The sequence below is a fragment of the Siansivirga zeaxanthinifaciens CC-SAMT-1 genome, assembly GCF_000941055.1.
GTDB classification, from domain to species: domain Bacteria; phylum Bacteroidota; class Bacteroidia; order Flavobacteriales; family Flavobacteriaceae; genus Siansivirga; species Siansivirga zeaxanthinifaciens.
Genome location: NZ_CP007202.1, coordinates 1,114,841 through 1,130,143, shown reverse-complemented (window position 1 = coordinate 1,130,143; position 15,303 = coordinate 1,114,841). Strand labels below are relative to the sequence as shown.

General features: G+C 32.0%; 15 protein-coding genes and 1 tRNA gene. 6 read left to right on the top strand and 10 right to left on the bottom strand.

The genetic code is table 11. From position 1 onward, the window contains the following. Positions 1-99: 99 nt before the first annotated feature. The 9 genes from AW14_RS05065 to AW14_RS05025 form a co-directional block, all read right to left on the bottom strand. Positions 100-570, bottom strand: a complete 471-nt coding sequence (locus AW14_RS05065; RefSeq protein WP_044637832.1) for an ExbD/TolR family protein — start codon at positions 568-570, stop codon at positions 100-102. A gap of 18 nt (positions 571-588) precedes the next feature. Continuing rightward, the gene (locus AW14_RS05060) at positions 589-1,182 is read right to left on the bottom strand and encodes an ExbD/TolR family protein (RefSeq protein WP_044637831.1); all 594 of its coding nucleotides are present in this window, start codon (positions 1,180-1,182) and stop codon (positions 589-591) included. A 4-nt stretch (positions 1,183-1,186) separates the two neighbouring features. Beyond that, positions 1,187-1,606 (bottom strand): hypothetical protein, encoded by a 420-nt coding sequence (locus tag AW14_RS05055; protein ID WP_044637830.1) that lies wholly within the window; start codon positions 1,604-1,606, stop codon positions 1,187-1,189. A 23-nt stretch (positions 1,607-1,629) separates the two neighbouring features. Continuing rightward, positions 1,630-2,406, bottom strand: coding sequence for a MotA/TolQ/ExbB proton channel family protein (locus AW14_RS05050; protein WP_044637829.1), 777 nt, complete (start codon positions 2,404-2,406; stop codon positions 1,630-1,632). A 75-nt stretch (positions 2,407-2,481) separates the two neighbouring features. Then, positions 2,482-2,569 (bottom strand) — tRNA-Ser (locus AW14_RS05045). Positions 2,570-2,645: 76 nt separating this feature from the next. Further along, positions 2,646-3,677 (bottom strand): asparaginase, encoded by a 1,032-nt coding sequence (locus tag AW14_RS05040; protein ID WP_044637828.1) that lies wholly within the window; start codon positions 3,675-3,677, stop codon positions 2,646-2,648. A 3-nt stretch (positions 3,678-3,680) separates the two neighbouring features. Then, the gene (locus AW14_RS05035; RefSeq protein WP_044637827.1) at positions 3,681-4,448 is read right to left on the bottom strand and encodes a TatD family hydrolase; all 768 of its coding nucleotides are present in this window, start codon (positions 4,446-4,448) and stop codon (positions 3,681-3,683) included. A gap of 64 nt (positions 4,449-4,512) precedes the next feature. Continuing rightward, a complete protein-coding gene (locus tag AW14_RS05030) occupies positions 4,513-5,259 on the bottom strand; it encodes a tetratricopeptide repeat protein (RefSeq protein WP_044637826.1) in 747 nt (248 codons plus the stop codon). 5 nt (positions 5,260-5,264) lie between these two features. After that, the gene (locus AW14_RS05025) at positions 5,265-5,846 is read right to left on the bottom strand and encodes an RNA polymerase sigma factor (RefSeq protein ID WP_044637825.1); all 582 of its coding nucleotides are present in this window, start codon (positions 5,844-5,846) and stop codon (positions 5,265-5,267) included. Between the two features lie 132 nt (positions 5,847-5,978). On the opposite strand from AW14_RS05025, the gene AW14_RS05020 reads away from it, so the two are divergent. From AW14_RS05020 to AW14_RS04995, 6 genes are all read left to right on the top strand, one after another. Continuing rightward, entirely contained in the window at positions 5,979-6,470 is a 492-nt protein-coding gene (locus AW14_RS05020) for a hypothetical protein (protein WP_044637824.1), read from the top strand. Between the two features lie 64 nt (positions 6,471-6,534). Beyond that, positions 6,535-7,530: a hypothetical protein gene (locus tag AW14_RS05015; RefSeq protein WP_044637823.1), complete on the top strand. Its 996-nt coding sequence runs from the start codon at positions 6,535-6,537 to the stop codon at positions 7,528-7,530. 188 nt (positions 7,531-7,718) lie between these two features. Continuing rightward, positions 7,719-9,671 (top strand): PKD domain-containing protein, encoded by a 1,953-nt coding sequence (locus tag AW14_RS05010; protein WP_044637822.1) that lies wholly within the window; start codon positions 7,719-7,721, stop codon positions 9,669-9,671. 29 nt (positions 9,672-9,700) lie between these two features. Next, entirely contained in the window at positions 9,701-12,289 is a 2,589-nt protein-coding gene (locus AW14_RS05005; protein ID WP_044639494.1) for a CHAT domain-containing protein, read from the top strand. After that, positions 12,258-12,701 carry a retropepsin-like aspartic protease family protein gene (locus AW14_RS05000; protein ID WP_044637821.1) on the top strand — a complete coding sequence of 148 codons (444 nt, stop codon included), beginning with the start codon at positions 12,258-12,260 and terminating at the stop codon, positions 12,699-12,701. The genes AW14_RS05005 and AW14_RS05000 overlap by 32 nt, the downstream gene beginning before the upstream one ends. A gap of 50 nt (positions 12,702-12,751) precedes the next feature. After that, complete coding sequence (locus AW14_RS04995) at positions 12,752-13,387, top strand: response regulator (RefSeq protein ID WP_044637820.1); 636 nt, start codon at positions 12,752-12,754, stop codon at positions 13,385-13,387. 687 nt (positions 13,388-14,074) lie between these two features. Here the strand turns inward: AW14_RS04995 and odhB are convergent. After that, the gene (odhB, locus tag AW14_RS04990) at positions 14,075-15,289 is read right to left on the bottom strand and encodes a 2-oxoglutarate dehydrogenase complex dihydrolipoyllysine-residue succinyltransferase (protein ID WP_044637819.1); all 1,215 of its coding nucleotides are present in this window, start codon (positions 15,287-15,289) and stop codon (positions 14,075-14,077) included. Positions 15,290-15,303: the final 14 nt, after the last annotated feature.

The following is a 15,303-nucleotide window of genomic DNA, read 5'->3' as shown; positions in this document are numbered from 1 at the left end:
AAGTATAAACTAAAACCTAAAGGTAAAATTAAAACATTTTAAAAAAAAAGCGTTTTGAAAAAAATCAAAACGCTTTTAAAATAAAATTAAGAATATTAATTAATTTGTAACCTTACCTTTTTTGGTAGTGTAATTAATTTTTAGTGCGTTTACTTTACGCAATTCTTGTTTAATATCTCCTATTAGTCCCATATTGGCTTCACTATCTACTTTTAAAGCAGTAGTTAAATACGGCACTAATTCTTCTCTTTTCGAAGCTCTTTCTGCAGCAATAAAAGCAGCTATTTCATTAACATCTGCAAACTTATCGTTTAACTGAATTTTAGCTTCGTTACCAAATTGCTTATAGTTTTCACTTGGTTTACCTGCATAAATATACATTACCAAGTCTTTCTTGTCAAGTTTTTCAACTTGATCTGCAAATGGTAAATTATTCTCAATCATTAGTGTATTCTGTCTCATTACAGTTGCCACCATGAAGAAAAATAATAACATAAATACAATATCAGGCAAAGATGCTGTAGATATTGCTGGCATATCGCCACTCTTTTTTTTATTAAATTTAGCCATAGAATGTTTAAATTTTAATTAATTCTGAACTTCAGATAGCTTTTGAGGGTATGCCATCTTAATCTTTTCTATCTGATCTTTCAATTTATTTTTATTTCCTGGCCAATTAACATCGTTATAAAGCGCTTCCATTTCAGCGAACGTTTTATAACCGTATGCAGGCGCTCTTCTGTCTCTTAAAACGTTATAGGCAGCAACTAATTCGTTTTGTACTGCTATATATGTTTTATAAGTTGTTTCACGCTCGTTCTTTAAAGAGATAATAGCTTTGTCTGGATTATCAGATGAGTTTGGGTCTTTTTTACCTTTACAGTAACTACAAGAACCGTCACCACCGTTATCTAGAAATTCTATTGCCGCTTTTCTTAAATCCTTTAGTTCCATTACCTCATCTTCAACAAGCAATTGGTCTTTACCATTTAATAAAACAGTAAAAATGTTTTTCTGCTTAATTGTTGGAGGTTTTGCGTTAGGATCTTCTATTGGAGGTAATTTTCTGTTAATACCAGAATCTGTTTCAATAGTTGTTGTAACAAGGAAAAATATCAATAATAAGAACGCAATGTCGGCCATGGAGCCTGCATTTACTTCTGGTGCTGCTCTTTTTGCCATAATATTATTTATTAAATATTTTTTTAATACTAGAAAGTAAAGTGGCTCCTATAGCTAAAAACGAAAGGAAATAAAATGCATACAAACCAGCTCCTACATTTTTAGAAATGCTCTCTGTGATGCCTAATCCTTTATCGTTAAACTGTTTTAAATCTAAATCTGTTCCCGAAGAAATTAAATAAGAAATTAAAATTACAGCCAAAAACAACCCTACAGTCATTAATGTTTTTTTGATATTTCCTGTGAATATGCCTTTTACTACATATATAAGTATTAAAGCTATTACAACAAAAAGCACAACATAAGTAACATACAAGATGTTATCTATCATGCCGTCTGAACCTGTCATTATTAGTAGCGCAAAAATCGCACCAATAATACCAAGCGCATAAGCTAAATACTTGAGTATTTTATGTAAATCCATGATTAAGTTTTTTTAAATTATTATTACTTTTTGTTTCTAATTAATAGATCCATTAATGTAATAGAAGCATCTTCCATATCATTAACGATACTATCAATTTTAGCAATAATGTAATTGTAGAAAACTTGAAGAATCATCGCTACTACTAGACCGAATACAGTTGTTAAAAGTGCTACTTTAATACCACCTGCTACTAATGAAGGTTGCATATCACCAGCTGCTTCAATTTTATCGAAAGCTTGAATCATACCAATTACCGTACCCATGAATCCTAACATCGGAGCAAGAGCGATAAATAATGAAATCCAAGAAACGTTTTTCTCTAATTGTCCCATTTGAACACCGCCGTAAGCTACAACAGCTTTTTCAGCAGCATCTAAACCTTCATCTGTTCTATCTAAACCTTGATAGAAAATAGAAGCGATAGGGCCTTTTGTATTTCTACAAACCTCTTTTGCAGCCTCAACACCACCTGAAGCAAGTGCATCTTCTACATTTTGAGTTAATTTTTTTGTGTTAGTTGTTGAAAGATTTAAAAAGATAATTCTTTCGATAGCGATAGCTAAACCAAGAATTAAACATAATAATACAATCCCCATGAATCCAGGACCACCTTCAATAAACCTCTTTTTTAATTCTTGATGAAAACCAAGTTCCTCAGCAGGAGCTGCTGCGTCATCTTCTTGAGTCATCGTTGTTACAGTAGTTGCTACTGCAGTTGTGCTTGCATTTGTAGTTGCATTAACAGTTCCAAAAGCCATCATTCCTGTTATGGCAAGGATAGAAAATAATCTTTTCATGTTGTAGATCTTAATTTTATTAGTTAAAGTGTTAAAGGTATAAAAAAAATTACAATTAAAACATAAAATTTACAGCAGAGAGGAAGGGATTCGAACCCTCGATACGCTTTTGGCGTATACACACTTTCCAGGCGTGCGCCTTCGACCACTCGGCCACCTCTCTAAATTTTAATTGTACTTATTTACAGGGGGTCAAATAACAAAAAAAAGTTTGAACACTAAAATTTTAAAGGTTAATTTTAAGACAATTCTCCTCTTAAAGGTGTTTCGTAAATGGTTTTGAAGGTTTTAGCCGAAATATTCTGCCCCAAAAGATACATTAACTTACATATAGCTGCTTCCGATGTGATGTCTTTACCTGAAATAACGCCTATTTTTTTTAATTCGCTACTGGTTTCATAGTGCCCCATCATGACGCTTCCGCCAGCGCATTGGGTAACATTAATAATGTGTATGCCTTTTTTTATGGCCTCTTTCAATAAATTTATAAACCAAGATTCTGTGGTGCAGTTTCCCGAACCAAACGTTTCAATAATTACTGCTTTTAAATTAGGTGTACTTAAAACACTTTTTATTAACCCAGAAGACATCCCAGGAAATAACTTGAGTAATGCAATGTTATTATCTAAGTTTTTATGAACTTTTAATTTCTTCTTTAAATTTGGTTTAAATAAATAGTCTGAATTCACTTTTAAATGCACTCCAGATTCTGCTAACTCGGGATAATTATAAGATGCAAAAGCTTCAAAATGTTCGGCATTTATTTTAGTAGTTCGGTTTGCTCTAAATAATTTGTATTCAAAATATAGACACACTTCTTTAATTAAAGGTTTGTTTTTATTTTGAAGTGATGCAATCTGTATAGACGTTATTAAATTTTCTTTTGCATCGGTTCTTAAATCTCCTATTGGCAATTGAGAGCCAGTAAACACCACTGGTTTAGCTAAATTTTCCAGCATAAAACTTAATGCAGACGCAGAATAACTCATGGTATCGCTTCCATGAAGTACAACAAAACCATCAAATTGCTCGTAATTAGTTTCTATTAATTCTGCAATTTGAACCCAATATATAGGATTCATGTTACTGGAATCGATGGGTTCATTAAAGGAGACCGTATCAATATTACAATCTAACAAATGTAATTCTGGTATTTTTTCTAAAAGTGTTTTAAAATCGAAAGCACGAAGAGCGCCAGTTTCAAAATCTTTTATCATACCAATGGTACCACCTGTATATATAAGTAATATGTTGGGTTTGGTTTTACTCATAAATTATATTTTAAAAATATCAATAGAATTTTTAGTGGTTATTTCGGCGATGGTCTCTTTTGGTATGTTATAAATATCGGATAATTTTTGTAAAACATTTATAATGTATGCACTTTCATTCCGCTTGCCTCTGTATGGTACGGGAGCCAAATAGGGTGCATCGGTTTCTAATACTATATGATTTAATTCTATTTGATTTAAAAACTGATCGATTTTTCCGTTTTTAAAAGTAACAACTCCTCCAATACCTAATTTCATATTATATGAAATCGCTTTTAAAGCTTGCTCAAAAGTTCCGGAAAAGCAATGGAAAATCCCGAACAAATCATCGCTTTTTTCGCTTTCTAAAACTTCAAAAACCTCATCGAAAGCTTCGCGACAGTGAATAACTATAGGCAACTTATATTGTTTGGCTAATTTTATTTGATGTTTAAAAGCTTCTTGCTGTATTTGTAATGTCGTTTTATCCCAATACAAATCAATCCCTATTTCGCCTATTCCGTAAAAGGGCCTTGAAGCCAACATGGTTTCAATGTGTTTTAATTCATCTTTATAATTTTCTTTAACATGTGTTGGGTGTAAGCCCATGGTTAAAAAAATATTTTCGGGAAAATCTTTTTCTAACTGCAACATGGAAGCTGTATAAGTTGAATCGATGGCGGGAATAAAAAATCTTGTTACGCCTTGTGCGATGGCACGATTTATCATATAGTGTCTGTCCTCATCAAAAGCTTCACTATATAAATGTGTGTGTGTATCTGTAATAATCATGTCGTAAAAATAAAAAAGTCACCAGTAAGAATGATGACTTTAATAATATTTATGATTTTAATAACTAATCTAATTTATTCAATAACTTTTGAGCCTGTTGATATGCTTCGGCATCTTCTGGGATGGTTTTTAATATTTCGATGCAATATTCTTCTTCGCCTTGTTTTAACTTGCTTAATGCTAAATACCAGGTCGCTTTATTTTTAAAAACCGAATTTCCGTTTTGCAAACTAACTAATAATTCTTCGGCAAGGTTATAGTTGTTGAGTTCCAAATTGGCAATAGCGCTGTAAAGTTTTATCTCGGCGTTATTGTTATCCAAAACTAAAATACTTTTAAAAGCACTTTCTGCTTTTTCAAAATCTTTATTGTTAAAAGAAGTTTCTGCTGTTTTTAAAAGCGCATCATTTTCACCACGAACAGTTAAACTTATGGGTTCGTAATTAGAATAATCGCTGTAATCTGGACTCATTAAATTACCAATGGTAAAAATACCAACCATTAAAACAATACTGGCGGCAGCTGCATATTTAAACAAATTAAACAGCTTTTTGTTTGCTGTTTTGTTAAGTCCGTTATTAAGGTTAACAAAATGTTTATCTGATATTTTCTGTAAGTTCTTTTTAAAAGTCTCGGTAGCAACTTCGTTTTCAATATGTTTTTCTAAAAACAAAGCTGTCTCTTTGTATAGTTCGAAAGCCGAATGAAACGCAGCATCGGTTTTTAGTCGTTTTTCAAAAGTTGCTATTTCATCAGCTGGCAACTCATTACTGAGATAACTTTCGAATAATATATAATCTTGATCTTCCATTGTGGTTAAGAATTAAGTTGGTTAAATTTAGGCGATGCTTTAATTAACTCGGTTAATTTCCCTATACATAATGATTTCTTTTTACGGGCGTAAGCGTAGGTTACACCTAAACTACTTGCTACTTCTTCCATAGATTTAATTTTAAAAGTAGCTTGAAGCAATTCTTTACAGGCATCACCAATTTTTTGAAACATCTCTGTAAATAACGATTCTTTTTCGCCATATAAATAGGTTTCAAATGCTAATTCGGGAGCATCGTCATCTTTATATAAAACCTCATCGTTAATTGTTACCTCTTTATTAACTCTTTTTTTTAATTCGTTTAACCATTTTCGTTTACACAACAAGAAAAAATAAGCATCAAATGGACAAGTGAGTTCTAACCTATCTTTTGTTGCCTGGTTATATATTGTTATTAAAGTTTCTTGTATTACATCTTTTGCATCATCTTCTCCTCCACGATTCTGTTTTATATAATTTATAACCTTGGGCACAAATTTATCATATATAGCTTTTATAATAAATGCGTTGTTTTTAACCAACCCCACAATATATTTTTGGTCTTCGTGTATTTTTTTTTCACTCATTAGCCCTTGTATTTGCTACTAAAGTAAAAAAACTTTGAAATAAAAGGGTAACAATTTTTAAATGGTTTTGATATAAGGGTGTAACAGCAGAGAGCTGAATTAATTTTTAAACAACCTTAAAACATAGAAATCATGAAAAATTTAAAACAAGTAATCGCAAAATCAAACAAGTTAAACAATTTAAAAAAATCAATTTTAGTAATAGCAGCGTTCATACTGTCTTTGCAAAACATGAATGCCAGCAACACTAAAATACCAACAAAACCTACAACAGAAGTTAACACACTAACCAGAGACAATATTCCACAAGTTTTTGAATGGAAAGTTGAGACCAATAAAGGCATGTACTCGGGAACATCATTATCATTAGAAAGTGCAAGAGAGATGATGGCTTTATCTAGTAAAGGTGAAATTATTTTAGGCAGCGAAATTACTAGCTATTTTGTAACGAAGTATGATTTGAATTCGAACTCAAAAAGAAATTATTTCTGGGAAGTAGAAACAGCTACTGGAAGCGCAAAAGGTTATGCTTCTTCTGAAGCATACGCTCACAAAATGATAGATTTAGTAGCCTCTGGCGATGCTATTGTTTCTAAAATAATAATTAGTCAACCTCAACAATAAAACAAACCAACAGGACAGCAAAATTGTTGTCCTGTTATTAAAATTTAAACATAAAACTTTTACCATGAAAAATTTAAAACATATTACAGGAGCCTTGTTATTAATGGCTATTTTATTTACAAACGTTAGTTGCAACAAATCGGATGTAAAAGACGATGACTGCGATGGTTTATGCGAAATTGCTACTGCCGAAGATTTTAACAACATAAAAGATGCGGCCTTAGAAGGGCTTACTCAATACTTTCAATTTAATGCAGAAGATGGTAATATTACTTTAACATCGAATAAAGGAGTAACCATTTACATAAACACCGCGTGTTTAACCTTAAATGGTAATGCGGTAACAGGCATAATTGATTTAGAATTTGTTGAATTATTTGAAAAAGGCAACATGCTAACAACCAATAAGCCAACGATGGGTATTTTACCTAATGGAGACCAAGCATTATTAATTTCAGGAGGTGAATTTTTTATTGAAGCCTCTCAAAACGGGAGTGTTTTAGAGACCTCTTGCGACATTCAATTAGGGATTCCTGCCGCTTTAACTGGAGGTGTAGATAATACCATGACCTTGTGGGATGGCATTATAGACGACAATGGTAATCTCGCCTGGGCCGAAAACAAACGCAATGGTACAAATAATCAAGGAGGTGTTTTTGCTGAAGGAAATGAATATTATGCTTTTCTTGGTGCCTTTGGGTGGTCGAACGTAGACCGATTTTATAACGATGAACGTCCCAAAACCACCATTTTAGTTGACGTCCCAGAAGGCTACAACAATACAAATTGTGCTGTTTATCTTTCTTACGACGGCGAGTATACAGGTTTAGCAAATTTAGATACCTACGATGCAACCAATGGGTTCTTTAGCGAGCATTACGGTCAGATTCCAATTGGGTTAGCGTGTCATGTAATTTTTGTATCTGAAGCCAACGGAAACTGGAAATATGCCATAAAAGCCGTAACCATTGAAGCAAACGGCATCATAACATTTACAGAAAACGAAACAGATGTCGTTACAGAATCTCAACTTACAACCATAATTAATGGTTTACCATAATAATTTACCCTTTTTACTCCTACTTTTTTGGTTAGTTAGCCCTTAACTTAACCTATGCACTTAAGCCAGAAGCCTAACGTTTCTGGCTTATTTTAAAATTAAAAAAAATTAAAACCATACCTCTTGGAGTTTTTATGTAAGAAATTTGAAGCTTTTTATATATTTAACAACAACTAAACCATATTTAAATGAAAACGTTGCTATGCTCTTTTACTATATTTATTTGTCTTCAGGTTTACGGACAACAATTAATTATAAACGACACCATCTCTCGAACGGCAACAATAAAAGAAGATATACGAGGAAATGAAACCTTCTTTACTCCAGAAACACCAAAACTAAATCAAATTGCAGGGGCTCCAAAACCATTCTACACGCATTTTTGGGAATTTGGAGATGGAAATTATAGTACAGTGCCCAACCCAAAACATACCTACAAAAAAACTGGCGAATACGAAGTAAAACTTTGGGCAACCAACAACTACGATAATGGTAAACCGCCAACTACCAGACCAAAAAAAATAGCTATAAATAGCATTACAACCGAATACGTAGAACAAGCTAACATGGATGAAGATTTTATATTAAAACGCAATAGAGAACCCGTTCCAGACCAAGAAATGGTGCTTGTTATGAGCTACAAAAACACGAAAGATTACATATCAAATGGTAAACTTTATATGTTTTACAATGAACAAAAATACAAAGCTGCAAATTTTGAAATATTAGAAACTAGAACCTATCATAACGAAAAAAACGTCCCAAACGATGCTATCGTTTTCACTAATAATATAGACGATGACGGTAAATATTTAGCTTCCATAAATAATGAATTTATAATTAACAGAACTGTTTTACAAGATTCTACCGAAAAAACCAACTTACCTTTAACAATCGAGCAATCGAAAGCATATTATAAAAATTGGAGTTTATTAGAGTTTGATAACCTTAAACCTAACGAAGAGCGTCATGTATTTTTTAGTTTGAAAACGACTCCTGAAATGTTAAAAGATACCAGTGCCATTGTTTCGGTGCGTGGCATCTATGTTCCCGATGCCAATTACGACAACCATAAAGTTAAAGACATGGAAATGGAAATTGTAACCTCACACGATCCCAACAAAATGTCTAATAATAGTACGTTTTTAAACTATAGATTTGTACGTTTTAAAACCCTAAAATTTAAAATAAGATTTCAAAATAACGGCGAAGGGCCTGCACGCACCATTCGATTGGAAACCGATATTCCAGATATGTTAGACAAGTCTACTTTAAGGGTTACCGATATGTATCCAAAATGTGAAATTTGTCCAAAATACGAGGTCTCATACAGTTGTTTAGACACCACGTTTACAAACAAGCAAGCCATCTTCACCTTTAAAAATATCTATCTTCCCGGAAGCGAACAAAAAAATGTAAAAGAGTACGATTCAACCAAAGGCTTTGTTAAATACAACATTAAGTTTGCTAAAGATTTTCATAAAACAAAAACAAAAAGTAGAACCGCAATTATTTTCGATAAAAACGAGCCTATTATAACCAATTACTCAACCACACGCTTTTTACCAGGAATTTCAGTTGGAGCTAAAGTGGGTTACAATGCATTTAGTAATTTAAATAATTCTGAAAGTTACTTTTTAGGGGCAACACTTTCGCCCTATAAATCGTATCGTTGGTATTGGCAGGTAGAATTATTAAATAATTTTCATAAATACGATTCTAAAACTAACACAGAAGAAGCGTTTGTTGATGGTGCTCAAGGCATCCGGTTTTTACAACGCACAACCACTAATAATTCGTATCAAAATATCGACTGGGATATCCCTCTATTAATACGATACAATGTAAACAATTATATAGGTTTGGGTGCTGGTTTACAAAACACGATCTCTTTAAGCGAAAAGCAAAATCAATCGGTTTTCATAGAACAATTTGAAGGTGATACTACAAATGCACCAATTTTTAATACTATTGAAAATGCATCTTCCAGCTCCAATAGTTTTTCTAACCTAAGAACGGGTTTATTAATTGAGGCCACAGCTGGTTTCGCCAGAATTGGGCCCAGTTTAGGTGCACGGTATGTTCTAAATTTTGAAAACGATTTTAGGTATTGGCAGTTTTATGCCATTTGGAAATTTTAAAGCTTGCCATCTCAAACACATTATTGTATATGAAACGTTTTTGCTTCATTTTATTTTTAATAGGAAATATAACATTTTCTCAAAATTTAGAAGAAGCCATATATACTGCTGCCGAAGCATTTATAGCCCATCCAAACGAAATCACACTTCAACAATTAAACAAACAAGAGAGCTTATTTAAAAATCAATTAAAAAGCAAAGACGAGCAGTTGGCATTTATTTTTTTACAGTGCCACAAAGCATATTATTTAAATGAAACAGGCGATTTTTTAAATGCCATTTCAACATACGAAGCCGCCTCTAAACGCTTTTTTAAATTCAAAATTAACGAAATATCCGACTTTGATATTACCGAAAACTGCTTAAAACCACTCGGTAATTTATATACTAAAACCGGCGATTTCACAAATGCAGAAAACACCATTACCCAATACATTTTTTTAGCTGAAACCAAGAAAAACACTAAGCATCAAGTATCTGGGGCTATCAACAGAGCTAAACTATATTTCACTCTAGGTAAATATGAAAGTGTGGTTAAAATTATTAACGATGCATTAAAAATTCCTAACATTTCAGAAACCCAAATAAAACAACTTGAAAATTTTAAAACTAACGGACTCATTGCTTTAAAAAATTACGAAAAAGCAAATACATTAATTGCTACAACCAAGGCTTCAAATTTTATAACGTATAAAAATAATTACAGTTTAGCATTTAAAAATGGTGACTATAAAACAGCATTAGAAGCTTTTAATTTGGCAAAAGTGCATTTAAATGAAGCAGATTTAGACCCAAGAAATCTATCGAAATTTTATGTAGAAGAAGCGCAACTTCATTATGTACTTAATAATAAAACCCGTGCAAAAGAAAGTTTAATGAAGGCATTACATATTTTAATTCCTAAAGTAGATTTTAAAAACGTACCTTCTAAACAGGATTTATACCCAGAAAACACCTTTATAGATATTTTCGATTTATTGGCGGCTCTCGAAAATAATCCTATCACAGCCTTACAATATTTCGATTTAAGTTTTTATGTGTCTAGTTTATTTAGAAACCAATGGACATCACAAGAAAATAAATTACAAAACCAAGCTTCAGACCGCATAAGAAGTGAAAAATGCATCGATTTACTTTTTAACGAATATCTAAAAACTAAAAACCAGAATCATATTATACAAGCTTTTCAATATGCAGAAAACAACAAAGCTTCTGTTTTAAAAGACATTACGTTAAAAAAAATAAGGTTACAAGAATTTCCAAACGACAGCTTATTAAAAAAAGAGTACAAACTTTTAAATGAACAAGAACGCCTAACAAATCTTTTAATTAAAGCACAATTAAACAAGGAGCAAGCTTCAAAATTAAATGCTTTATCGCAGAAGTTAAATGCCATTTCCATTGAAATAAAAGCTATTCAGAAAGAAAACAATAAAAAATATACCTCCAGTTTTCAATCTGAAATTGCTATTGAAAACCTTCAACAAAAACTAAAAAAAGATAACGCTACCTTAATCGAATATTTTTATGGTAAGCATACGCTGTATCAATTTATTATTTCAGAAAACAACATTACTATTAACGACATGCCTTTGAATGATGATTTCAATAAATTAATTACAAATTTTATTCATCTTTTCGATAATTCAAGCATAATAAACAATAACATACCTGCCTTTACCAAGCAAGCTTTTGGTTTATATAATACATTACATTTTGAAGATTTAAAAACAACAGCAAATCTTATTATAATCCCAGACGGACTGTTGAATTTTGTTCCTTTTGATGCCCTTTTAACAGAACCTACAAACAGCTTGGTGTTTTCTAAAATGCCTTTTGTTGTTAAACATAATAACCTAGCCTATAATTGGAGTTCGTTTTTTTATTTAAACTCGAATAACACTTCGCAAAGCAACAACATGCTAGGTGTTTTTCCTGTGTTTGAAAACAGCCAACAACCCCTCACATTCTCCATAGATGAAGCCAATGCTATAAAAGATAAAATGCCAGCAACGCTCCTTTTTAAAGACGCTGCTACTAAGTTAAATTTTACTAAAATCGCTAATAAATACGATATTTTGCACTTGTCTACGCATGCCAGTAGCGGTAATTTTATAACTCCTGCACATATTGAGTTTTACGATGAAACACTGTATCTTAACGAATTATATAGCCTAGACTTAAATAGCCAATTGGTGGTTTTAAGTGCTTGCGAAACAGGCATAGGAAAACTCTATAAAGGAGAGGGCGCTATGAGTTTAGCCAGAGGTTTTCAATTTGCTGGTGCTAAAAACATATTGTTTACTTTATGGCAAATTAACGATTTATCAACGTCTCAAATTATGGCCTCTTTTTACGATTATTTCAGTAAAAATGAATCGGCTTTTATTTCAAACCATCGGTCGAAATTGGACTATCTAGAAAATGAAAATATAAGTAACAACAAAAAATCGCCTTACTATTGGAGCGCATTTTCTTATTACGGAAACCTCGAGCAAGAAAAAACAACAAACAATTTATTTTATAAAATTATTGGCTTATTAATTGGGTTACTTGCGCTATTTTTACTGTTGAAATTAAAAAAACATGACAGAAAAACTGCAACAATTTCTTCTTGAAAAAGGGTATTCAAAAACTAAATTGAAACTTACAAAAACGAATCATTTCGAAATAAAAGCCTCCATAAATGGAAAAAATGGGTTATTTATTTTAGATACGGGTGCCTCTAATTCATGTGTGGGGTTTGAAGCTTCAAAAACATTTAACCTAAAAGTAAAAGACTCGGAAATTATGGCCGCTGGGGCTGGGGCTATAAACATGGAAACTAAAATGTCTAAAAAAAATAAAATTAAAATAGGCAAATGGAAATACGATAAAGTGATTCTGGTTTTATTTAATTTAACACATGTTAATACCGCACTTATTAATCATAATGCGAAACCCGTTGATGGTATTATTGGTGCCGATATTTTAAAGAAAGGCAAAGCTATAATTGATTACGATAAAAAACATCTTTACTTAAAATTATAAAATCATTATATTTACCTATCTTATTAATAGCAACTAAACCTACGAAACACATGTCTACTTCTATTGTAATTGCAGACGATCATCCGCTAATGCTTCGTGGTTTATCTGATTTTTTAAAATCGAAAGGATTTAATATTGTTGGGAGTGCTACCGATGGGAATTCTGCCTATAATTTAATTGTTAAATTAAAACCAGAAATTGCAATTTTAGATATTAGAATGCCCCATTTAACAGGCTTAGAAATTGCCGAAATTTGTAAAAAAAATCAATTAAACACTAAAATTGTTTTAATAACCTTCGATAAAGAAGAAGAACTATACGATAAGGCTAAAGAATTTAATGTTTACGGCTACATTTTAAAGGAATTTGCTGTTGAAGAAATCGAAACCTGCATTGAGCATGTACTTAAAAACGAACCATATTTTAGTCAAGAAATAGCTCAGTATTTAAATAAAAATCCAGAAAAATCTCCCGACAAAATACACTTACTTACAAAATCTGAATTAAAAATTGTAAAACTTATATCAGAGAACAAAACGAGTCAGAATATCGCCGACGAATTATCCATATCTGTAAGAACTGTTGATAAACATCGCAGCAACATTGTTTCTAAATTAAAATTAGATAACAAACCAACCTCCCTATCTATTTGGGCAAATTTAAACAAGCAACACATACAATTATAAGTACAAGTACGTATTTACCATATTATGTTGGTAAGCTATATTTGACTGCTATCAATAATTTCATAGGAAATTATTAAACACAAGGGTTCTAGGCTTTTATAAATCTAGGGCCTTTTATTTTTTATAAATACGAAGAATTACGTATTACTTATTTAAATCGCATTATATACATTTACAAAGCAATTAATTAGTTCTTAGGGAGAATTAAAGAAAGGTTCTAGATTTTTATTAATCTGGAGCCTTTCGCATTTTTAATGAATTTATAATAAAATACGCAGTACTACGTATTCTTTAATTAAAACATATTATATATCTTTACCGTGCTATTAATTAGTTCTTAGGGAGAATTAAAGAAAGGTTCTAGATTTTTATTAATCTGGAGCCTTTCGCATTTTATGGACTAACCCCAAATTAAATACGTATAATTACGTATTTAATTAAATCTTTTTCCTCTTTAAATTTATGATACTTTTAAATAGAAAACCTACAACAATTTATTAGTTAATTTAAAAATTAAACCATGGAAAAAGACAACAGATACTTGGATAAATATTTTATTGTTGGTTTAATAACTGTGGTGATAATTGTTATTAGTATAAATATCCTAATTTTATTTTAGTTTTATATTTAACTTAATAAAAAAGAGCTACCAATTGGTAGCTCTTTTTTATTATAAGAATAGTTAAATTAAAGCTCTAATGCTTTTTTAACATCGTTATTCATTAATAATTCTGTTGGATTTTCTAAAGCTTCTTTAACAGCTACCAAGAAACCTACACTCTCTTTGCCATCAATTATTCTGTGATCGTAAGATAGTGCAACATACATCATTGGGTGAATTTCAACTTTACCATCTACAGCTATAGGACGCTCTATAATATTGTGCATACCTAATATACCACTTTGTGGCGGGTTAATAATTGGTGTAGATAACATACTACCAAAAACACCTCCATTAGTAATTGTAAAAGTACCACCAGTCATTTCATCGACAGTAATTTGACCATCGCGAGCACGAAGCGCTAAACGTTTTACTTCAGATTCTACGCCTCTAAAACTTAAGTTTTCTGCATTACGAATTACAGGAACCATTAAGCCTTTAGGACCAGAAACAGCTATACTAATATCGCAGAAATCATAAGAAATCATTTCTTTATCATCGATCATTGAGTTTACTGCAGGATACATTTTTAATGCTCTTACAACTGCCAATGTAAAGAAACTCATAAAACCTAAACCAACACCGTGCTTGTTTTTAAAGGTATCTTTGTATTCATTTCTTAATTCAAAAATAGGCGTCATGTTAACTTCGTTAAAAGTCGTTAACATAGCCGTTGTATTTTTAGCTTCAACCAAACGCTCTGCTACTTTACGACGTAACATAGACATTTTAGTTTTAGACGAGCCTCTGTTTCCTCCAGTAGGTGTCCCCATAGAAGGTACGGCATTAACAGCATCTTCTTTAGTAACACGACCATCTTTTCCAGTACCAGAAACAGCCGCTGCATCCATACCTTTCTCGGCAAGAATTTTTTTAGCTGCAGGACTAGCAGTACCAGTTGCATATGTTTTAGTTTCCTGAGCTGCTTGCTTAGGCGCTTCAGCTTTAGGTGCTTCTTCTTTCTTTTCTGCTTTTGGAGCCGCTTCACCACCTTCAGGTTTTGCTGCACTGGTGTCTATTAAACACACAACAGCACCAACTGCTACAGCATCTCCTTCTTCAGCTTTAAGAGTGATAATTCCGCTTGCTTCAGCTGGTAATTCTAAAGTTGCTTTATCACTATCTACTTCAGCTATTGCTTGATCTTTTTCTACATAATCACCATCTTCAACAAGCCAAGTTGCTATTTCAACTTCAGTAATAGACTCCCCTGGAGAAGGCACTTTCATTTCTAAAACCATTTTTTATAATTTTA